General features: G+C 69.8%; 22 protein-coding genes and 2 tRNA genes. 13 read left to right on the forward strand and 11 right to left on the reverse strand.

What is annotated here, in order from left to right:
• The first annotated feature begins 127 nt into the window (after nt 1–127).
• Nucleotides 128–1,282, forward strand: coding sequence for a glycosyltransferase family 4 protein (locus GRI40_RS04850; RefSeq protein ID WP_160610299.1), 1,155 nt, complete (start codon nt 128–130; stop codon nt 1,280–1,282).
• Here GRI40_RS04850 and GRI40_RS04855 read toward each other — a convergent pair whose 3' ends face one another.
• The 3 genes from GRI40_RS04855 to GRI40_RS04865 form a co-directional block, all read right to left on the reverse strand.
• Nucleotides 1,283–1,774 carry a hypothetical protein gene (locus GRI40_RS04855; protein ID WP_160610300.1) on the reverse strand — a complete coding sequence of 164 codons (492 nt, stop codon included), beginning with the start codon at nt 1,772–1,774 and terminating at the stop codon, nt 1,283–1,285.
• Nucleotides 1,775–1,857: 83 nt separating this feature from the next.
• Entirely contained in the window at nt 1,858–2,178 is a 321-nt protein-coding gene (locus GRI40_RS04860) for a DUF2218 domain-containing protein (protein ID WP_160610301.1), read from the reverse strand.
• Nucleotides 2,175–2,630 (reverse strand): PadR family transcriptional regulator, encoded by a 456-nt coding sequence (locus GRI40_RS04865; protein WP_337190494.1) that lies wholly within the window; start codon nt 2,628–2,630, stop codon nt 2,175–2,177. The genes GRI40_RS04860 and GRI40_RS04865 overlap by 4 nt, the downstream gene beginning before the upstream one ends.
• Nucleotides 2,631–2,938: 308 nt before the next feature.
• Here GRI40_RS04865 and GRI40_RS04870 point away from each other — a divergent pair, with 308 nt between their 5' ends.
• The 4 genes from GRI40_RS04870 (at nt 2,939) to xth (ending at nt 6,109) form a co-directional block, all read left to right on the forward strand.
• The gene (locus GRI40_RS04870; protein WP_160610302.1) at nt 2,939–4,264 is read left to right on the forward strand and encodes a replication-associated recombination protein A; all 1,326 of its coding nucleotides are present in this window, start codon (nt 2,939–2,941) and stop codon (nt 4,262–4,264) included.
• Nucleotides 4,261–5,136: a hypothetical protein gene (locus GRI40_RS04875; RefSeq protein ID WP_160610303.1), complete on the forward strand. Its 876-nt coding sequence runs from the start codon at nt 4,261–4,263 to the stop codon at nt 5,134–5,136. The genes GRI40_RS04870 and GRI40_RS04875 overlap by 4 nt, the downstream gene beginning before the upstream one ends.
• 55 nt (nt 5,137–5,191) lie before the next feature.
• Nucleotides 5,192–5,267: transfer RNA gene (locus tag GRI40_RS04880), tRNA-Thr, on the forward strand.
• 53 nt (nt 5,268–5,320) lie between these two features.
• Nucleotides 5,321–6,109: an exodeoxyribonuclease III gene (gene xth / locus GRI40_RS04885; protein ID WP_160610304.1), complete on the forward strand. Its 789-nt coding sequence runs from the start codon at nt 5,321–5,323 to the stop codon at nt 6,107–6,109.
• A gap of 52 nt (nt 6,110–6,161) precedes the next feature.
• Here the strand turns inward: xth and fumC are convergent, their stop codons facing one another.
• Both fumC and queF read right to left on the reverse strand, forming a co-directional pair.
• A complete protein-coding gene (gene fumC / locus GRI40_RS04890) occupies nt 6,162–7,541 on the reverse strand; it encodes a class II fumarate hydratase (RefSeq protein ID WP_160610305.1) in 1,380 nt (459 codons plus the stop codon).
• Nucleotides 7,538–8,023 carry a preQ(1) synthase gene (gene queF / locus GRI40_RS04895; RefSeq protein ID WP_160610306.1) on the reverse strand — a complete coding sequence of 162 codons (486 nt, stop codon included), beginning with the start codon at nt 8,021–8,023 and terminating at the stop codon, nt 7,538–7,540. Before queF ends, fumC begins: the two co-directional genes overlap by 4 nt.
• Before the next feature lie 110 nt (nt 8,024–8,133).
• Between queF and GRI40_RS04900 the strand changes: the two genes are divergently transcribed.
• From GRI40_RS04900 to GRI40_RS04935, 8 genes are all read left to right on the forward strand, one after another.
• Complete coding sequence (locus tag GRI40_RS04900) at nt 8,134–9,309, forward strand: hypothetical protein (RefSeq protein WP_160610307.1); 1,176 nt, start codon at nt 8,134–8,136, stop codon at nt 9,307–9,309.
• 45 nt (nt 9,310–9,354) lie between these two features.
• Complete coding sequence (locus GRI40_RS04905) at nt 9,355–10,206, forward strand: sulfurtransferase (protein WP_160610308.1); 852 nt, start codon at nt 9,355–9,357, stop codon at nt 10,204–10,206.
• Between the two features lie 2 nt (nt 10,207–10,208).
• Nucleotides 10,209–11,414 carry a cystathionine beta-lyase gene (metC, locus tag GRI40_RS04910; RefSeq protein ID WP_237489089.1) on the forward strand — a complete coding sequence of 402 codons (1,206 nt, stop codon included), beginning with the start codon at nt 10,209–10,211 and terminating at the stop codon, nt 11,412–11,414.
• A gap of 97 nt (nt 11,415–11,511) precedes the next feature.
• Nucleotides 11,512–12,276, forward strand: coding sequence for a uroporphyrinogen-III C-methyltransferase (gene cobA / locus GRI40_RS04915; protein WP_160610310.1), 765 nt, complete (start codon nt 11,512–11,514; stop codon nt 12,274–12,276).
• Nucleotides 12,264–12,563 carry a DUF2849 domain-containing protein gene (locus GRI40_RS04920; RefSeq protein WP_160610311.1) on the forward strand — a complete coding sequence of 100 codons (300 nt, stop codon included), beginning with the start codon at nt 12,264–12,266 and terminating at the stop codon, nt 12,561–12,563. The genes cobA and GRI40_RS04920 overlap by 13 nt, the downstream gene beginning before the upstream one ends.
• Complete coding sequence (locus GRI40_RS04925; RefSeq protein ID WP_160610312.1) at nt 12,563–14,197, forward strand: nitrite/sulfite reductase; 1,635 nt, start codon at nt 12,563–12,565, stop codon at nt 14,195–14,197. Before GRI40_RS04920 ends, GRI40_RS04925 begins: the two co-directional genes overlap by 1 nt.
• Nucleotides 14,190–14,627: a DUF934 domain-containing protein gene (locus GRI40_RS04930; RefSeq protein WP_160610313.1), complete on the forward strand. Its 438-nt coding sequence runs from the start codon at nt 14,190–14,192 to the stop codon at nt 14,625–14,627. The genes GRI40_RS04925 and GRI40_RS04930 overlap by 8 nt, the downstream gene beginning before the upstream one ends.
• The gene (locus tag GRI40_RS04935) at nt 14,620–15,420 is read left to right on the forward strand and encodes a phosphoadenylyl-sulfate reductase (protein ID WP_160610314.1); all 801 of its coding nucleotides are present in this window, start codon (nt 14,620–14,622) and stop codon (nt 15,418–15,420) included. Before GRI40_RS04930 ends, GRI40_RS04935 begins: the two co-directional genes overlap by 8 nt.
• Nucleotides 15,421–15,441: 21 nt before the next feature.
• Here GRI40_RS04935 and GRI40_RS04940 read toward each other — a convergent pair whose 3' ends face one another.
• The 6 genes from GRI40_RS04940 to GRI40_RS04965 all read right to left on the reverse strand — a co-directional run bounded on the left by GRI40_RS04940 (nt 15,442) and on the right by GRI40_RS04965 (nt 20,364).
• On the reverse strand, nt 15,442–15,858 hold the full coding sequence (locus tag GRI40_RS04940) for a hypothetical protein (RefSeq protein ID WP_160610315.1): 417 nt from the start codon (nt 15,856–15,858) through the stop codon (nt 15,442–15,444).
• A 107-nt stretch (nt 15,859–15,965) separates the two neighbouring features.
• Nucleotides 15,966–16,883 carry an NAD-dependent epimerase/dehydratase family protein gene (locus tag GRI40_RS04945; RefSeq protein ID WP_160610316.1) on the reverse strand — a complete coding sequence of 306 codons (918 nt, stop codon included), beginning with the start codon at nt 16,881–16,883 and terminating at the stop codon, nt 15,966–15,968.
• Complete coding sequence (gene proB, locus GRI40_RS04950) at nt 16,880–18,013, reverse strand: glutamate 5-kinase (protein ID WP_160610317.1); 1,134 nt, start codon at nt 18,011–18,013, stop codon at nt 16,880–16,882. The genes GRI40_RS04945 and proB overlap by 4 nt, the downstream gene beginning before the upstream one ends.
• 66 nt (nt 18,014–18,079) lie before the next feature.
• The gene (gene obgE / locus GRI40_RS04955) at nt 18,080–19,138 is read right to left on the reverse strand and encodes a GTPase ObgE (protein WP_160610318.1); all 1,059 of its coding nucleotides are present in this window, start codon (nt 19,136–19,138) and stop codon (nt 18,080–18,082) included.
• A 97-nt stretch (nt 19,139–19,235) separates the two neighbouring features.
• Nucleotides 19,236–19,311: transfer RNA gene (locus tag GRI40_RS04960), tRNA-Ala, on the reverse strand.
• Between the two features lie 96 nt (nt 19,312–19,407).
• The gene (locus GRI40_RS04965) at nt 19,408–20,364 is read right to left on the reverse strand and encodes a hypothetical protein (protein ID WP_160610319.1); all 957 of its coding nucleotides are present in this window, start codon (nt 20,362–20,364) and stop codon (nt 19,408–19,410) included.
• Between the last annotated feature and the right edge of the window lie 35 nt (nt 20,365–20,399).

Consider the following 20,399-nt stretch of genomic DNA (forward strand, 5'->3'; position numbering starts at 1 on the left):
CGCCGGCCGCACTAATGTTGCGTGCTGCCGAGTCAAGCACGCAACGGCGTTATAGGACGAGTCGACTTGCTTTGCGCCCGGCCTCACTCTCGCCAAACCCAGTATTGCGCTCTAAGGCCCCCGGCGAATGGACCTTTCCGCGCTCAAGATCGCCCTGTTCAGCGGCAACTATAACATGGTGCGCGACGGCGCGAACCAGGCGCTGAATCGCCTGGTGGAATACCTGCTGCGCAAGGGTGCCGCCGTCCGCGTCTATTCGCCGACGATCGCGGAGCCGGCCTTTCCCCCGGCGGGTGACGTGGTGCCCGTCCCCGCCGTGCCGATTCCCGGGCGCAGCGAATATCGCGTGCCGCTGGGCCTCAACGCCGGGGCGCGCGCCGATCTGGAGGCGTTTGCGCCCAACGTGGTCCACGTCTCCTCGCCCGATTTCACCGCACGCGCCGCCCTGCGCTGGGCGCGGGCGCACGGCGTTCCGGTGCTCGCCAGCGTGCACACCCGGTTCGAGACGTATCCACGATACTATGGTCTGGGCTTCCTTGAACCGGCGCTGGAAGGATGGCTCCGCCGTTTCTATCGCCGATGCGATGCCCTGGTCGCCCCGTCGCCCAGCATGGTCGAGGTTCTGCGCCAGCAAGGCATGGGCCGCGACATATCGATCTGGTCGCGCGGGGTGGACCGCACGATCTTCGATCCGGGCCGCCGCGATGAAGCGTGGCGGCGCGCGCTCGGCTTCGCGGACGGCGACGTGGCCATCACATTCCTCGGTCGGCTGGTGATGGAAAAGGGGCTGGACGTGTTCGCCGACACGTTGCGCGTGCTGCGTGGCCGCGGCGTGCCGCACAAAGTGCTGGTCATCGGCGAAGGCCCCGCGCGCAAGTGGTTCGAGGACAACCTCGACGGGGCGTGCTTCGTCGGCTTCCGACAGGGCGCGGAGCTCGGCCGGGCACTCGCCAGCAGCGACGTGTTTTTCAACCCTTCGATCACCGAGACATTCGGCAACGTCACGCTGGAAGCGATGGCGAGCGGACTGCCGGTCGTGGCCGCCGGGGCGACCGGGAGCACCAGCCTGGTGCGCGACGGGGAGACCGGCACGCTGGTCGCGCCCGAAGACGGCGCGGTCGACGCCTTTGCCGACGCGCTCGAACGCTATGTCCGCGATCCCGCGCTGCGCCAGGCCCACGGCGTGGCGGGCGAGCGACGCAGTCGCGACTTCGCGTGGGACGCGATCAACCAGGCCGTGGCGGACGTGTACCTGCGGCTTGTTGCCGCCCGCGCCGGCTGATCAGCGCAGCACGCCGGCCCCCCGCATGCGACGGGCGTAGATCCACTGCAGGACCACCGCGCCGATGATGACGAACGGCATCACCTTGTTCATCGTGCCGGCTTCCATCGCCGGCGGCAGGTCGATCGTCGCCTGGTAAATGAAGCTCAGCACCGCGCCCGCGAGCGACACGAGGAACGCGGTCGCCGCATGGCGCGACCGGGCGAGGAGCAGGATCGATCCGAGGATCGAACCCCAGACGCCGATCGCCCACAACGCGCTCGCCCAGGCAGGGAAACTGTCGAAGAACGCGGTCATCTCCGCCGCGCTCATGCCCATCTGGTCAGAGATCGAGGCGAAATAATCCGGGTTTCGCGTCTGCGTCATGACGTAGTCGTACCCGCCGAACGCATTCCACAGCAGGCTGATCAGGCCGACCGCCCAGAGGTGCCATGGTGCCGATGCGGGGTCAGTAGGCAGCGGGGCGGCGCCCCCCGTCGAAACGTCATCCATCACGCGATCTCCCCCAAACGTGTCGCGACCACGCGGCGACGATTACCACCGTCGCCGCGTCGTCGCCAGAGATCACGAGAGGATCATGCCGCCTGCCAGGCGAATGCCAGCGGCGCTTCCCGGAAGGCGAACCGGTCGAGGTGCCGGGCTACGGCGTCCTCGAGCGCCGCAAGCTGGCCGGGCACGCTTGCATCGATGCGGCACTCCAGATCGGTGTCATGCGCGATCAGCGTGACAGTGGCATCACCCGCCCAACTCGAACCGCGGGCATCGCGCGGGAACACGATGGTGCCGCGCGATGCGTCGAACGTGACGGCAAGGTTGTGCTCCCAGTGCTTGCACAGCTGCTGCAGATAGCGCGAGGCGCTTTGCGTCGGCACGCGCGCCGTGGCTGACGCGCTCACAGCCGCTCGATTCGCCGGGCCATCTCGTCGATCATGTCGACGATGCCGTCCAGCGCCTCCTGGTCGAGCGCCCCGTTGCGGACCTTGTTCTTGAGCACCTGGGCGAGGTTCCCCATGGCTCGCATCAGATGCGGCGAACGGCCCTGCGATTGGCGGTCGCCGTGTTCCTCCAGGCGTTCGAACAGGGCGGAAATCTCGTCGGCCTTGTCGGCGAGTTCGGCCTGTCCCTGCGCGGTTGCGATGAACGGCTTACGGGCGGAGCTGTCGTCGGCCTTCTCCTCGATCGCGCCCTCGTCGGCCAGCAATTGCAGCGTAGGATAGACCGCGCCCGGGCTAGGGGCGTAATGTCCGTCGGTCAGTTCCTCGATCGCCTTGATCAGCTCGTAACCGTGCCGCGGCTCGTCGGCGATCAGCTTCAGCAGCGCAAGCCGCAGTTCGCCCTGCCCGAACATCCGCCCCCGCCGGCGACGGTGTCCCTCGCCATTACCGAAGGGTCCGCCGGGACCAAAAGGGCCGCGCGGGCCGAAGGGGCCATCAGGGCCGAATGGACCGTCGGGTCCGAAGGTACCGCCCCATTTGCGCCCCGCCATTCGCGCCATCGCCGCCATCTTCATCGCCTTGCGCATATCGCGCCGTGAAAAGTCGTTGTGCATCTTTCAGTCACCCGATTACGTTCTCGATAGGTCACGATATATCTTAGAAGCGCACTCTTTCAAGGGAGGCATCGCAAATTTGCGACCTTCCGCCTATCTTGCCGCCAATGGCAGACCTGTTTCCTGAAACCGTGCCGGACGGCGCCTCCACGTGCAGCATGCCGCGCGCGGATGCGCCGCTTGCCGACCGGCTCCGCCCCGGCTCGCTCGACGAGATCGTTGGCCAAGAGCACCTGACCGGCCCGGACGGCGCCATCGGGCGCATGGTCGCGGCGGGCCGTCTCTCCAGCATGATCCTGTGGGGTCCGCCCGGAACCGGCAAGACGAGCACCGCGCGGCTCCTGGCCGATGCCGTGGGCATGCGCTTCGTGGCCATCAGCGCGGTGTTTTCCGGGGTAGCCGATCTCAAGAAAGTCTTCGCGGAAGCCGACAAGGCGGCCGAGGCGGGGCAGCGCACCCTGCTGTTCGTGGACGAAATCCACCGCTTCAACCGCGCCCAGCAGGATGGTTTCCTCCCCTTCGTGGAACGCGGTACGGTGACGTTGGTCGGCGCCACGACCGAGAACCCCAGTTTCGAACTGAACGCGGCGCTGCTCAGCCGGGCGCAAGTGCTGATCCTGCGGCGGCTGGATGCCGACGCGCTCGGCCGCCTGCTCGCGCGGGCCGAGTCGCTGGAAGGCCCTCTGCCGCTTACTGCGGATGCGCGCGAGGCGCTGATCGCCAGCGCCGACGGCGACGGACGGTTCCTCCTCAACCAGGCGGAAACGCTCTACGCAGCGGACATCGCCCAACCGCTTTCCCCGACCGAGCTCGGCCAGTTCCTGCAGCGCCGCGTGGCGGTGTACGACAAGGACCGCGAGGGACACTACAACCTGATTTCCGCCTGGCACAAAAGCCTGCGGGGGTCGGACCCTGACGCCGCGCTCTATTACCTGGCACGCATGCTGGTGGCAGGGGAGGAGCCGCTTTTCGTGCTGCGCCGGCTGGTGCGTGCCGCAGTAGAGGATATCGGCCTCGCCGACCCGCAGGCGCTGGTCCAGTGCCTCGCCGCCAAGGACACGTACGACTTCCTCGGCAGCCCGGAAGGCGAACTCGCGATCGTGCAGGCGTGCCTCTACTGCGCCACCGCGCCCAAGAGCAACGCGGTCTACAAGGCGCAGAAGGCCGCCTGGCGCAGCGCGAAGGAAACGGGCAGCCTGATGCCGCCCGCGCATATCCTCAACGCCCCGACGAAGCTGATGAAGGACGCAGGCTACGGCAAGGGCTACGCCTACGACCACGATGCTGCCGAGGGGTTCTCCGGCGCCGATTACTGGCCGGAGGAACTCGGCCGCCAGACCTACTACGACCCGCCCGATCGCGGCTTCGAGCGCGAGGTGCGCAAGCGACTGGATTACTGGGCTCGGTTGCGGGCGGAGCGGCCAGCCGGGTGAGGCCCGACCGTTTTCGCCATTTCGCGGCGATCGACTGGTCCGGCGCGGTGGGCGAGCGCCATGCCGGGATCGCGGTCGCGATCTGCGGGCAAGGGGATGCGCCGCCGCGCATCGTGCGCCCCGGCCACCGCTGGTCACGGCAGGAAGTCGCCGACTGGATCGCCCGCGGGATGCCGGAAGACACGCTGGTCGGCCTCGACATATCGGGCTCGCTCGCGTTCGCGGACCGGGGCGCGTACTTTCCGGGCTGGGCGGAGAGTCCGGTGGATGCCCGCGCGCTGTGGGCGCTGGTGGAGGGCCTGAGCGCCGCCGATCCGCACCTTGCCGCTGGCAGCTTCGTTGACCATCCGGAGATCGCGCGGCACTATCGCCGGCACGGAGCGCGGGAGGGCGATTTGTTCGGCGGCGGGATCGGCCGCCTGCGGGTGACGGAACGCGTCGGCCAGACGGCTCTGGGTTGCCGGCCGACAAGCAACTTCAACCTCGTGGGGGCGAGCCAGGTGGGCAAGGCCAGCCTCACCGGCATGCGCGTGCTGCATCGGCTGAACGGCGCGGTCGCGCTGTGGCCGTTCGATCCGGTTCCGCCCCACGGTTCGGTCGTGGTCGAAATCTATACCACGATCGCCGCGCTCGCCGCGGGCCGCACCGCGGGGCGAAGCAAGATCCGGCGCTTCGCTGACCTCGCCGCCGCCCTCCGCGCCCTGGACAGCCGCCCGGTGCGCGGTAGCGGTCCCATCGACGATCATCGCGCCGATGCGCTGCTTGCCGCCGCTTGGCTGCGGACTGCCGCGCGCCGGCCTGAGCTGTGGTCTCCGGCCGCGATGACCGATGCGATCGCCCGCACCGAAGGCTGGACGTTCGGCGCCATTTGACGCATGGGCCGCCGCACGCCGCCATGCAGAACACTGGCATGGCAGCGCAGGGTATGCCGGCTTAGCTCAGTTGGTAGAGCACCTGATTTGTAATCAGGGGGCCACGGGTTCGAATCCTGTAGCCGGCACCACGGCCCGCACCGTTCGCTGGCACCGATCGGCCTGGCTGCGCGTTGGCACTTGCGTGAAGATCGCCACCTACAACGTGAACGGCGTTAACGGTCGCCTGCCGGTGCTGCTGCGCTGGCTGGAGCAAGCGCGACCCGATGTCGTGGCCCTGCAGGAACTGAAGGCGCCGGACGATAAGTTTCCCATCGGAGCGATCCGCAAGCTCGGCTACGACGCCGTCTGGCACGGTCAGAGCCGCTGGAACGGCGTCGCCCTGCTCAGCCGGGTGGGTGCGATCCACGAGACGCGCCGCGGACTTCCAGGCGATCCCGACGATACCCACAGCCGCTACATCGAGGCGGCGATCAACGGGGTGCTCTTCGGGGGACTCTACCTCCCCAACGGCAACCCGCGCCCGGGACCGAAATTCGACTACAAACTGCGCTGGTTCGAGCGGCTGACGGCGCATGCACAGGGCCTGATCGACAGCGGGCTGCCGGTCGTATTGCTGGGCGATTTCAATGTGATGCCGACCGAGAAGGACGTCTACAAGCCCGAGCGCTGGCTGGACGATGCGCTCTTCGCGCCCGAGGTGCGCGCGGCGTGGTTCCGGCTTGTGGATCAGGGCTGGACGGACGCGCTCCGCACGCTCCACCCGGACGAGACGATCTACACCTTCTGGGATTATTTCCGGAATGCCTTCGCCCGCAACGCAGGCCTGCGCATCGATCACTTCCTGCTGAGCCCGTCCATCAGCGGCCGCCTCCGTGCCGCCGAAGTCGACCGCGAACCGCGCAGTTGGGAAAAGACCAGCGACCACGCCCCCGTGTGGATCGAGCTGGCAGACGATCCGCCCGGAACCTGAGGTCGCCCGTTCGGCGGGCACCGGCCCCCTTTGTCGAACCGCCGCGCGGTATTCAAACCATATCTTCGGGCCGCACCAGCCGGTCGAAATCGGCGCCGCTCACCCCGCTCCCCAAGGCTGCCTGCCGCAAGGTTGTGCCTTCGGCGTGCGCCTTCTTTGCGATGGCGGCGGCTGCGTCGTAGCCGATCTCGGGCGCCAGTGCGGTGACCAGCATAAGAGAATTCTCAACGCCGCGTGCAATGTTCTCTTTTCGAGGTTCAAGGTCTTTCAAGAGGTGCCGGGTGAAGCTGTCCACCGCATCGCCCAGCAGCCGCACGGACCGTAGCGCGTTCCAGGCCATCAATGGCCGGTAGGTGTTGAGCTCGAACTGCCCCTGGCTGCCGGCAAAGGTGATCGCGGCGTGGTTGCCGAATACTTCGATGCAGACCTGGGTCAGCGCTTCGGCCTGGGTCGGGTTGACCTTGCCCGGCATGATCGAGCTGCCGGGTTCGTTTTCCGGCAGGGCCAGTTCGCCCAGGCCCGCCCGGGGGCCGGAGCCGAGCAGGCGGATGTCGCCGGCGATCTTGTAGAGTGCCGCCGCCGCCGCGTTGAGAGCGCCGTGGGCGAAGACCAGTTCGTCCTGCGCGGCCAGCGCGGCGAAGGTGTTGGGTGCAGGTTCGAACGGCAGGCCCGTGAGCGCCGCGATCTTCGCCGCGACCAGGGGGGCAAAGCCGTCCGGCGCGTTGAGCCCGGTGCCGACCGCGGTGCCGCCCTGCGCCAGGCGATAGAGCCCCGGCAGGGTCAACGCGATGCGTTCGCGCGACGCCGCTACCTGGGCGGCGTAGCCCGAAAACTCCTGGCCCAGGGTCAGCGGGGTCGCGTCCTGGGTGTGCGTTCGCCCGATCTTGACGATGTCGTTCCACGCGGCCGCCTTGCCCGCAAGGTCGGCGTGCATCGCCTCCAGCGCCGGGAGCAGCCCGTGCGCGATCGCACCGGCCACCGCCACGTTGATGGCGCTGGGAATCGTGTCGTTGGAGCTTTGCCCGAGATTGACGTGATCGTTGGGGTGGACCGGCGCCTTGCTTCCCACCGTCCCGCCGAGGATCTGGATCGCGCGGTTGGCGATCACCTCGTTGGCATTCATGTTGGTCTGCGTGCCCGAACCGGTCTGCCACACGACCAGCGGGAAATGATCGTCCAGCCGCCCGTCGATCACCTCCTGCGCGGCCGCCGCGATCGCCTCCGCCAGTGCCGGGTCGAGCGCGCCGAGTTCGGCATTGGCCTCGGCCGCGGCGCGCTTGATGACGCCAAGCGCGCGGATCAGCGGCACCGGCATCGTCTCGCCCCCGATGGCGAAGTTCTGCAAGCTGCGCTGCGTCTGCGCGCCCCACAGCCGGTCAGCGGGCACGTCGATCGGGCCGAAGCTGTCGCTTTCCTGGCGCGTGTCCATCATCCCCGCCCCCGGTATCCGGCGACGCCCTGGTCCGGCACCCACAGGCCTTCGGGCGGCGCGCCGCTCTGCCAGAAGACGTCGATCGGAATGCCGCCCCGGGGATACCAGTAGCCGCCGATGCGCAGCCAGCGCGGGGCCATCTCGTCCATCAGCCGCTGGCCGATGCCGACCGTCACGTCCTCGTGAAAGCCGCAATGGTTGCGAAAGCTGCCGAGGAACAGCTTCAGGCTTTTCGATTCCACGATCGTCTGGCCCGGCGCGTAATCGATCACCAGGTGCGCGAAATCGGGCTGCCCGGTCACCGGGCACAGCGAGGTGAATTCCGGCGCGGCAAAGCGCACCAGGTAAAGCGTGCCCGCGCGCGGATTGGGCACGTAATCCAGCACGGCCTCTCCGGGCGAGGCGGGCAGCGCGCTGTTCCGGCCCAGGTGCAGCGGGGCCCCGCTGGCGGGGGAGTCGGCGGAGGAAGGTGTGTCGCTCATGCCGCGCATCTGGGCCTTCTTGCCCCCACCCGCAAGGCGGGTGTAGACTCGGCCAGTTCAGTGCCTATTCAGCGCCACCGACGCCTGGAGCAGCGCCACATTCGCACACCATGAAACATCTTGCCTTCGCCAGTCTGATCGCGCTCGCCGCGGCGCTTCCCCCGATGCCGGTGGCCGCGCAAACCGCGCCCGGCGGGTTTCGCCTGCCGCCGGCGCCCACCCCCACGCCGAGCGATATCCAGGGGCCCGTCGATCCCGATGCGCCCATCCTGACCCGGCCGCGCGACACGGCCCCCACGCCCACGCCCACCGCGCGGCCCGCTCCTGCGCCGACCCCGACGCCGACGCCCGCACCCCGCCCGGCCGCAACGCCGACCCCGCGACCCGTTCCGCCGCCGGCCAACAGTTCGCTGCCCCCGCGCTTCACACCGCCGGCCGCGCCAACCCCGCAGGAATCGGAAGCCGTCGCCGATGCCGCGGCGCCGTTCCCCGCCAGCCCCGCAGCCGAAGCGCCCGCGCCCCTTCCGCTGCCGACCGCAACGGCGACGACGGCGCTTCCCGAACCGGCCCCTGCCACTACGGCGGACGAAGGCCTGGGCTGGCGCCATGCCCTCGGCGTGCTGGCGCTGCTGGCGGGCGGCGGAGCGGCGGCCTATTTCCTGCGGCGGCGCAGGCGCGCGGGCGAAGATGCCGTGCCGGTGATCGCCCCGCCCCGTGCCGCGGCGCCCCCGCCCACGCCCCCGACCAATCCCACGCCCGCGCCCGATCCGGAACCGTCGATCGTCGCACCGCCGCCCCTTGCCAATACAGGTCCGCCGCTGCTGGTCGAAGCGCGCGCCGTGCGCCTTGCCCGCAGCATGATGAACGCGACGCTCAGTTACGAACTTGTCGTCACCAACCGCGGCCGCGGGCCGCTCGCCAACGTGCGCTTCGGGGCGGACCTGGTGACCGCGCACGCCCGCATTCCCACCGACCAGCAGCTTGCCGACCCCAACGTCCCGTTCACGCCGGTGATGACGCTGGAACAGGTCGATCCGGGCGAAAGCGTGCAGTTTTCCGGTGAGCTGCGCCTGCCGGTGAGCGAAATCCGCCCGATCCCGCACGGCAAGGCGGTTGTCTATGTGCCGCTGCTGCGCGTTCAGGCGCAGGCGGACGGGACGGCGCCGATCGCGCGGACGTTCATCGTCGGCTTGCGTTCGGGGGGGCCAGGCCAGCGTCTCCAGCCGTTCCGTCTCGACGAGATGCCGCAGACTTACCACACGGTCGGCCAGAAGGCGATCGACTAGCGGCCGGTCTGGACCGGGCGCGCCGAGGGGACTAGCGTGCGCGGAATGGACTCGCTCGTCACCACCGATTGGCTCGCGGCGGAGATCGGCGCCGGCGACGTCGTCGTGCTCGATGCCACCGCCCACCCGACGGAGCCTGCGCGCGATGCGGCGGCGGAACACGCCGCGGCGCACCTGCCGGACGCACGGTTCCTCGACCTCCGGTCGCTGACCGACACCGCCTCCTCCGTGCCGAGCGCGCTGCCGACGGCGGACCAGCTTGCCCGCCGCCTGGCCGATCTCGGCGTGGAGGCAGGCTCGCGGATCGTGCTCTATGACGACAGCGCGGTAAAAACGTCCGCGCGCGCATGGTTCGTGTTGCGGATGAACGGGGTGCGGCCTGTTGCCATACTCGACGGCGGGCTGGCGAAATGGCGCGCCGAGGGGCGCCCGCTCGAAAGCGGCACGGCGGATGCGCCCGCTCTGGCGGACACGCCCGTGCTCCTGGCCGACACCAGCCGGGTCCGCACCAAGGCGGATATGCTCGCCAACCTGCAAGGCGGGACAGAGCAAGTGGTCGACGCGCGCGATGCGGGCCGCTTCACCGGGGCGACGGAGGACACGGTCCATCACCTGCCGGGCGGCCACCTGCCCGGATCACGCCACTTGTTCTTCCGCGACCTGTTCGATGCCGACGGCACGTTCAAGGACGAGGAGGACCTGCGCCGGGCCTTCGCTGATGCCGGGCTCGATCTCGCGCGCCCGATCGCGGCTACCTGCGGCAGCGGTGTGACCGCTTCCGTCCTGCTTTTCGCGCTTCATCGCCTGGGCGTGGAGGACGCCGCGCTCTACGATGGCAGCTGGAGCGAATGGGCCGCCGACCCCGCGACGCCGAAGGAAACCGGGGCGCCCCGCTGACCATGGGCGGCAAAGCGGCTGGAGACGGCGGGCACAAGCCGGCCACCCGCCTGGTGGAGGTGGGGCGGCGCCCGGAGTGGACCGGGGCCGCTGTCAACCCGCCGGTTTGGCGGGCCAGCACGCAGCTCTACGCCGACAGCGCCGATCTTGCGCGCGGGCGCCCCAACACGGACGGGCAGTTCTATTACGGGCGGCGCGGCGGGCCGACCCAGTGGGCCCTGGCCGAAGCGCTGACGGCGCTGGAACCGGGCGCGGCGGGCACGGTGCTCTATCCCAGCGGGGTGGCGGCGATCGCCGGCGCGCTGATGGCGGTGCTCCGCCCGGGCGACGTGCTGCTGGTGACCGACAACGCCTACGAGCCCACCCGCGCGACAGCCACCGGCCTCTTGCGCCGCATGGGAGTGGAGGCGCGGTTCTTCGATCCGCTGGACCACGATGCCTACCGCGCGGCCTTCTGCGACCGGACCCGCGCGGTCATGCTGGAAAGCCCCGGCAGCCTGACGATGGAGGTGGCCGACGTGCCCGCCCTCGCCCGCATCGCGCGCGAACATGGCGCGGTGAGCGTGCTCGACAACACCTGGGCTTCCCCCCTCGGCTTTGCCGGCCTCGCCCACGGGTGCGACATCGTGGTGATGAGCCTGACCAAGCACGTCGGCGGGCATTCCGACCTGATGATGGGTTCGGCCAGCGCGGGCGATGCCTGGCACGCGCGCCTGCGCCACACGGCGCAATCGCTGGGCCAAGTCGTCTCGCCCGACGATGCCGCGCTTGCCTTGCGCGGGCTGCGCACGATGGGTGTGCGCCTCGCGCAGTCGTCCGGGACCGCGCTGACGATCGCGACCTGGCTCAGTGGCCGGCCCGAAGTGGCGCGCGTCATGTGCCCGATGCTGCCCGGGGATGCGGGCCACGCCTTGTGGCAGCGCGATTTCACCGGCGGCTGCGGGCTGTTCAGCTTCGTTCTGGAGGGAAATGATCCGGCGGCGCGCGCCCGCTTCATCGATGCGCTGCGCCTGTTCGGCATAGGCTATAGCTGGGGCGGGTTCGAAAGCCTGGTCATCCCCTTCGATCCCACGCCGATCCGCACCGCCCGCGCCTGGCCCGCCGGCCACCGCCTGGGCGTGCGCCTGTCGTGCGGTCTGGAGGACGCCGGCGACCTGATTGCCGATCTCTCCCAGGCTTTCGACGCGATGGCCCGCCCCGAAGCCTAGCTTCGCATACGCCTATCGCAGCTTTCAAAATCGCGCCTTCCCGCTCTGACAGGCAATCTGGCTGGCGGGCTGACAGCGCCGGGCGCATCTGGCCGCCATGGCGATACCAGGAACCGTATATCTCGTTGGCGCAGGTCCGGGCGATCCCGACCTCCTGACCATCCGCGCCGCGCGGCTGATCGAGCGCGCGGCACTGATCGTGCACGACGGGCTGGTCGATCCCGCGATCCTCGCCCTGGCGCGGCCCGGCGCCCGCCTCGTCTCGGTCGCCAAGAGCCGCGCGCGCCACACATTGCCGCAGGACGCGATCAACGAGTTGCTGGTGCGCGAAGCGCGCGCCGGGCGTGACGTCGTTCGGCTTAAGGGCGGCGATCCGCTGATCTTCGGCCGCGGGGGCGAGGAAGCCGAAGCCTGCCACGCCGCCGGCATTCCGGTCGAGATCGTGCCCGGCATCAGCGCCGCGGGCGGGGCGGCGGCCGCCGCGCAGATCGCGCTCACGCATCGCGACGCCGCCAGCGTGGTCAGCTTCGTGGCCGGCCAGTGCAAGGGCCTGACCGACCAGGACTGGGCCGGGCTCGCCGGCAAGGGGCGCACGCTGGTCATCTACATGGGCGTGTCCACCGCCCCGCAAATCGCCGAGAAACTGATGGCCGATGGCCTCGCGCCCGACATGCCGGTGGCCGTGATCGAGAACGCCAGCCGCCCGCAGATGCGCGTGCTGCGCGGGCCGCTCGCCGCCCTGCCCGACCTTGTCGCGCGCGAACGGGTGAAGAGCCCCGCGCTCATCGTGATCGGCGCCGTCGCCGCCCGCCCCGACGCGGCGGTCGCCGCCCTGGCGGAGATCCACACATGCGCATCCTGACCGGCAACGATCTGAAGAGCGGCGCCGTCACCTGGTGGACCGGGTACGATTGGTCGCTCCATGTCGAGGACGCGGTGGACGCCGGCGCCGAGGCCGACGCGATCCTTGCGCGGGAGGCCGCCGCCCGCCGGGTCAACAACCCTTACGCCATCGACGGGGCACGCACCGAAGACGGCCGCGTGCGACCGGCGCACATCAAGGACCGGATCCGCGCGGTCGGCCCCACCGTCCGCCCCGATCTGATGCTGAAACCCGCCGATCCCGGCGCGCGGGACTGGGTGATCTGATGTACCGTTATGACCAATACGACCAGGCGATGGTCGACACCCGCGTTGAGGAATTCCGCGACCAGGTGCGCCGCCGCATCGAAGGCAAGATGGATGACGATCAGTTCAAGCCGCTGCGGCTGAAGAACGGGCTCTACCTCCAGCTTCATGCCTACATGCTGCGGGTGGCCATTCCCTATGGCACGCTGGACAGCCGGCAGATGCGGATGCTGGCCGATATCGCGCGCCGCTATGACCGGGGCTACGGCCACTTCACCACGCGGCAGAACATCCAGTACAACTGGATCAAGCTGGCCGAGACGCCGGACATCCTGGCCGACCTCGCCAGCGTCCAGATGCACGCCATCCAGACGAGCGGGGAATCGATCCGCAACATCAGTTCGGATCAATACGCAGGCGCCGCCGCGGACGAGCTGATCGATCCGCGCCCGTGGTGCGAGATGATCCGGCAGATGACCACGTTCATGCCGGAATTCAGCTACTTGCCGCGCAAGTTCAAGATCGCGGTGATCGCTTCGCCGGCCGACCGCGCGGCGCTGCGCTGGCACGATTTCGCGCTTCGCATCGTGCGGAACGCGGACGGCGAGATCGGGTTCGAGGTCTATGCCGGCGGGGGCATGGGGCGCACCCCGTTCATCGCCTACCCGATCCGCGAATTCCTGCCGGCGACACAGGTCTTCAGCTACCTCCAGGCGGTGCTGCGCGTGTGGAACCGCCACGCCCGGCGCGACAACATCCACAAGCAGCGGATGAAGATCCTGGTGCACGACCTGGGCCAGGAAGAATTCTCCCGCCAGGTGGAAGAGGCGTTCGCGCACTTCCTTTCGCTGGGAGAGGATTTCCCGCAGGCCGAATACGACCGGATCGCCGCATATTTCGCGCCGCCGCCGTTCGAAACCGGCCTCGATGACACGATCGATCTTGCCGATCCGGCGTTCGCGGCATGGGTCCGCCAGCAGGTGATCGCGCACAAGGCGCCCGGCTATGCCATCGCCAACATCAGCCTGAAGCCGGTCGGCGGCATCCCGGGCGATATCTCCGCCGATCAGATGGACGTGGTGGCGGACCTTGCCCGGCGTTACAGCTTCGACGAACTGCGGGCGACGCACGCGCAGAACCTGGTCCTGCCCCATGTCCGCAAGCAGGATCTATACGCGGTCTGGCAGGCGCTGGCGGCCGCGGGGCTGGCCGATGCCAACCGCGATCTCGTCACCGATCTCATCGCCTGCCCGGGCCTCGATTATTGCAGCCTTGCCAACGCGCGCTCCATCCCGGTGGCGCAGCAGATCGCCCGGCGCTTCGCCGACCCGGTGCGGCAGGCCGATATCGGCGAGCTCAAGATCAAGATATCGGGCTGCATCAACGCCTGCGGCCACCACCACGCAGGCAACATCGGCATCCTGGGCGTCGATCGGAAGGGGAGCGAAAGCTACCAGCTCCTGCTCGGCGGATCGGGTGACGAGGAGACGAGCCAGGCCAAGATCGCCGGGCCCGGCTTCGACGAGGCCGGGATCGTCGACGCGGTGGAGCGGGCGGTGGAACATTACCGCGCGGTCCGGACCGATGGCGAACGCTTCATCGACACCTACCGCCGCGTCGGCATGGATGGTTTCAAGGAGGCGATCTATGGCTGACCTGCGCCTGCGCACCGACACCGCGGCCGACGAACCGGCCGTCTCCCTTGACGCCTTCCTCGAACAGGAGGAGGCCGTCTCCGTCCGGATCGAGGCGGGCGAGGATGTCACCACGCTGTTCCCGCACCTTTCGCGGGTGCGCCTGATCGAAGTCGACTTCCCCCGGTTCCGCGACGGGCGCGGCTTTTCCACCGCGCGCATGCTGCGCGAAGCGGGCTACACCGGCGAGATCAAGGCCACCGGCGACGTGCTGGTGGACCTCATCTTCTTCATGGAGCGCTGCGGCTTCGACAGCTTCGCGCCCGACAAGCCGTTCGACCCCGCCGACGCCGAAGCCGCGCTGACCCGCTGGCAGCACGTCTACCAGCCGGCCGCCGACCCGCCGGGCGTACCCGGGCGCGTGCCGATCTGGCAGCTGCGGCATGGCTGACCTGGGCGTGGGCAGGCTGGTCGACCGGATCGACGTCGCGCCGCGATTCTCCGCCGCCGACGCCATCCGGCTGAACCAGACCTACCGCGCCAGCGACACCCGCGCCGTGCTCGACGCCGTGCTGCGCGAAGGGGTGGCGGGGCGCGTCGCCGTCGTCTCCAGCTTCGGCGCGGAAAGCGCCGTCCTGCTCCACCTGGTGGCCGAAACGGCGCCGGATACGCCCGTCCTGTTCCTCGACACCGGCAAGCATTTTCCCGAAACGATCGCCTATCGCGACGCGCTGGTCGCGCGGCTCGGCCTCACCAACCTGCAAGTGCTGGCGCCCGATCCGGCGCTGCTCGCCGCGCGGGACGAAAGCGGGTTGCGCTGGTCGTTCGACCCCGACGGGTGCTGCGACATCCGCAAGGTGCTGCCGCTCGCGGCCGCGCTTGCGGAGTATGACGCCACGGTGACGGGGCGCAAGGCGTTCCAGTCCAGCACGCGGGCGAACCTGCCCCGATTCGAACTCGACCATGCCGACGCCGTGGGCCGGCTGAAGATCAACCCGCTGATCGACTGGCAGGCCGCGGACCTTGCCGCCCATGTCGCGGAGCACGACCTGCCGCCCCACCCGCTGGTCGCGGCCGGTTACCCCTCGATCGGCTGTTCCCCGTGCACCAGCAAGGTCGCCCCGGGCGAAGACCCGCGCTCGGGCCGCTGGAAGGGCTGGGACAAGACCGAATGCGGCATCCACTCCCCCGTCCCGCAAGGGCCGGAGGGCGAGCTGCCGGCGGGATACGAACCCGCGTTCTAGTCCCAGCCCGGCTGCGTCAGGTCAGGCGGTGACGCGTTCCACCTTGGCCGTGCGCCCTTCCGGGTCGGTCGAGGTCCAGACGCCGTTTTCCACCTTTTCCGTATTGCAGACTTCGGTCGCGTCGGGCTTGTCGGCGGTGAAGCAGAATTCGGTCGGCGACTTCTGGTTCCACCTGCCGGTTTCCACGGTGGCCCCGGCCTGGTCCGTCTGCACGTATGTGCCGTCGGCGCGGAGTTCCTCGTTGAAGACCTGCCCATCCCCCGCGGTGATGCGGTAACGCCCGACAGGCGGCTGGCCATCGGCCGCCATCACGGCGGCAGCCGCCGCGGGCGAAGGCGTGGCGGCGGCGACCGCGTCCGCCGGTTCGGACGCGGTCGGCGCTTCCTGGGCGCACGCACCCAGCATCGCCAGGCCGGCGAGCAATGCGATATTCTTCATGGTGTTTCCCCTTGGTCGTGTTCGACAGGGGCGGCCGTTACCGCCAGCGCGACTCGCGATCCCGGACCGAGGTTACTTCGAAGCGCGGCGGCTGTCGAACGGCGCGGTCAGAGCCAGCGATTGTCCCGGTACCACTGCGCCGTCATCTTCATTCCTTCGCGCGTGGCGATGCGCGGGGTCCAGATCTCGCGGGGGACCGCCATGGCGGCACGCGCCACCCAGTCGGTGTGCGCCATGTAGCCCACGCGGTCGGCGGTCAGCCGCGCACGGCCCCGGCGGACGAACCGGTCGGCGCGGGCGGCCTGTTCCAGCACCGCGCGCGGCAGGTGGACCACCCAGGGCCGCCGCCCCACCGCCCAGCCGATCAGGTGGGCAAGCTCCCGATGCGTCCAGCCGCCGGCTTGCCCATCGTCGGGCTCGAACACGTGACCGCTGACCGCCTCGCCCCCCGGCACCAGGGCCGCGAGCAGCGCCGCGAGATCGGTGACGTGGAGCAGCGAGCTGCGCCCCGGCGGGGGGACCGGCACGACCCCGCACCGCGCTAGCTTGAACATCTCCAGATAATCGACGTCCCACGGGCCATAGACGCCGGGCGGGCGGACGATCGTCCAGTCGAGGCCGCTCGCCTTCACCAGCATCTCCGCCCGCGCCTTCGACGCGCCATAGGCTGACAGCTCCGGCTCCCGCGCGGAGAGCGAGGAGACGAAGACGAAGCGCGGCACGCCCGCCGCAGCGGCAACTTCCAGCAGGTTCAGCGTGCCGGTTACGTTGGCGGCCTCGAACGCGGACGGGTCCGTGGCCGTGGTCAGCCCGGCGACATGGATCACCGCTTCGGTCCCTTCGACCAGGCGGCCCAGCGCTGCCCGATCTGAAAGATCGCCGCGCACCCATTCGGCCGCGTCCGCGCCTTCGGGAACGGTTCGCGCCAGGGCCCGCACCCGCGCGCCCGATTTCGCCAACGCGTCCAGCGCGGCGCGGCCGACGAACCCGGTGCCCCCGGTGAGGGCGACGAGCGGCCCGCTCACAACAGGACCATGTGATCACGGTGGACCACGGCGGCGCGCGGTGCGTAGCCGAGGATTTCCGCCTGCTCCGCCGCCTTGCGCCCGGCGATCGCGCGGCAATCGGCGGCGGCGTATTCGACCAGGCCCTGGGCCAGCCGGTCGCCCTTGGCCGAATGGATCGTCACCAGGTCGCCGCGCGCGAAATCGCCGTCCACGCCGACGACGCCCGCCGCCAGCAGGCTGGAGCCGGCTGCAAGCGCGTCGGCACAGCCGGTGTCGACCGTCAGCACGCCGGCCGGGGCGAGCCGGCCGCCAAGCCAGGCCTTGCGCCCGCCATCGCGCCGCTGCGCCAGGAACAGCGTGCCCGTGCCCTGTCCCAATGCGCGGGCGATGGGCGCGCGGTGCGTGCCGTTGACGATGGCGAGCGCGATACCCGCCCGCCCCGCCAGTTCCGCCGCCTGCAACTTGGAAACCATGCCGCCCGATCCCATGCCGGACGCCGACCCGCCGCTCGCCATCGCGCGGATCGTTTCGTCGATACCGGCGACCTCCCTCACCAGCGCGGCGCCAGGGTCCTTCGGGTCACGGTCAAACAGGCCGTCGACATCGCTCAGCAGGACCACCGCGTCGGCCCGCGCCGCCTGCGCTACGCGTGCTGCCAGGCGGTCGTTGTCGCCGAAACGGATTTCGGCGGTGGCCACGCTGTCGTTCTCGTTCACCACCGGCACCGCCCCGCTTTCGAGCAGGCGGGCAAGCGTGGAGGCGGCGTTGAGATAGCGCCGGCGATCCTCCAGATCGTCGATCGTCAGCAGAAGCTGCGCGGCGGTCAGCCCGTGCCCGGCCAGCAGTTCCGCCCATGTCCCCGCGAGCGCGATCTGGCCCACCGCCGCCGCGGCCTGCGCGTCGGCCAGGCTGGCCCGGCCGCCTTTCGCCAGGCCCAGCCGCGCCGCGCCCAGCGCAATGGCGCCCGAACTGACGACGACGACCTGCTGCCCCCGCGCCTGCGCCTCGGCAATCTCGGCCACCAGCGACGCCAGCCATTCGCCGCGGACGCCGCCGCCCCGCTCGACCAGCAGGGCGGACCCCACCTTGAGGACGATGCGCGGGCAGAGGGCCGGATCGGCCAGTTGGGAAAGGCGCTCGATAATCATGTGCGCGGCGGGGCTTAGCGAATGGCCGGCCGCCCGTCACCCGGACAAGCGCGGCGGTGATTGCGGCTAAATCGGCGACCAGTCCCCGCCATCGGCCGGCAGGTCCTCCACCTCGTTGCCCTTCGTCTCGGTCGCGGTGCGATCGGGCAGGTAGCCGAGCGCGGCATCGAGCAGGGCATCGACCCCCTCCCCCGTGGCGCCGGAGATCGGGAACACGGCATCGACGCCGGCGGCGAGCAGTTCCGCGGCGTAGTCCCCGGCAAGCTCCGCGTCCGCCAGGTCCACCTTGTTGAGCGCGATCAGGCGCGGCTTATCCTCCAGCCCTTCGCCATAGGCGGCCAGTTCGTCCTCCACGATGCGCAGCGCCTCGGGCGGATCGACGCCTTCGATGTCGATCAGGTGGATCAGCACGCGGCACCGTTCGATATGGCCCAGGAATCGGTCGCCGATCCCGGCCCCGTCGGCCGCGCCTTCGATCAGGCCGGGAATGTCCGCCAGCACGAATTCGCGCCCGCGGTGGCGCACCACGCCCAGCTTCGGCACCAGCGTGGTGAATGCGTAGGCGCCAACCTTGGCCTGCGCGTTCGAGACCTGGTTGATGAACGTGCTCTTGCCCGCGTTCGGCAGGCCGACCAGGCCCACGTCGGCCAGCAGCTTCAGCCGCAGCCACACCCACATTTCTTCCGAAGGGATGCCGGGCTGGTGCTGGCGCGGGGCGCGGTTGGTGCTGGTCTTGTAACTGGCGTTGCCGCGGCCGCCCATGCCGCCTTCCAGCAGGACGACGCGCTGGCCGACTTCGGTAAAATCGGCGAGCACCTCGTCCTTGTCCTCCGACAGGATCTGCGTGCCCACCGGCACTTCGATCACGAGGTCCGGGGCCGACGCGCCGGTGCGGTCCTTGCCCATGCCGTGCCCGCCGCGCTGCGCCTTGAAGTGCTGGGTGTAGCGGAAATCAATGAGCGTGTTGAGGCCGGCCACCGCCACGAACACAATGTCACCGCCCTTGCCCCCGTTGCCGCCATCGGGCCCGCCGTATTCGACGTATTTCTCCCGCCGGAAGCTGACCGCCCCCGGGCCCCCGGCGCCGGAGCGGATGTAGATCTTCGCCTGGTCGAGAAAGTGCATGGAAAGGGCGCTACGCGTTTAAGGGGCCGGTGGAAAGCCGCGCAGGCGCCGGGGCCAGGCCACGGCTGGCATCATCAGGGCATATGGGCGCGGACACTGGTGGAGCCGAGGGGGATCGAACCCCTGACCTCGTCATTGCGAACGACGCGCTCTCCCATCTGAGCTACGGCCCCGTTCCAGTATCCCGCCCGCGCGCAAGACCGCGCCGGCGAAGCGCGCCCCCTAGACCAGCGGGCGGCGGTTTTTCAAGCGCAAATCCGGTCGGCCGGTCAGCGCCCGCTGCCGGTCGGCGTGGCTTCCGGTGCCGGCAGGACGATCGCCGGCTGCACGGGCGGCAAGGTGATTGACGGCTGTGCGGGCGTCGGCTGAACCGTTGCCGGCTGGGCATCCGCGGGCTGCGGGACACCTTCCGTCACGGGCGGCGTTTCGGTCAGCACGATGACGGGGGTCGAGGCTCCGGCCGAAGCGGCAGGCACGGTTGCGGGCATGGCGCCGACCGTGGTCGAGCCTGCGGGGACCGAGACGGCCGGATCCAGCGGGTTGACGTACCCGATCGCATTCGCGCGGTAGATCGGCGGCCCGTATTCCGCGTTCCAGTTCGCCAGGTCCACCCGGTACTGTTCGTACGAGCGGAAGAACGCCTCGAACACAGCCTCCAGCCTGGGCAGGCTGCGCGCGGCGAAGGCATCGAGTTCGCCCGGCGCCACGGTCAGCGATTCATTGGCGATGGCGAGCGAGGCGTCGCAGAAATTCTTTCGCGCGGGCGGCAGCGCGAAATAGTTGTACACCTGCGTCATGTAGCCATCGAGCACGTCGCGGAAGCCGGAGCCGTATTTCTGGCGGAATTCCGTCTCCAGCGTCTTGTTCGCAGCGGACAGGCCGCGCGCCTGCGTCTTCAGCAGCGTCTTGTACGCCTGGAGGATCGGATCGTATTCAAGCTCCAGGCAGTTGAGCGCCGCCACGTTGAGGCCGGAACGCAGGTTCCACGTCATCTGCGCGGGGGTGAGGCCATAATTCACCGTCCGGCGGAGCCCGTCCACCTCGACCGCGGGAATGGGCATCCCGTCATAGGCGCCCAGCGGCGGTGTCGGCTTGGGCGGCACGATCTTCGCCACGGGCGGCGGGGGCGGCGGGGGCGGGGGCGGCGGCGGCGTGGCGCAGCCGGCCAGAAACGCGAGGCCCGCCGCGAACGCGGTCACCCGGATGACGGTGGTATTGAACGACATGCGGCGCGGCCCTCCTCTGCCCGCATCAAATCTGC

Origin of the sequence: Tsuneonella aeria (assembly GCF_009827495.1) — a bacterium.
In the GTDB taxonomy this organism is placed as follows: domain Bacteria; phylum Pseudomonadota; class Alphaproteobacteria; order Sphingomonadales; family Sphingomonadaceae; genus Tsuneonella; species Tsuneonella aeria.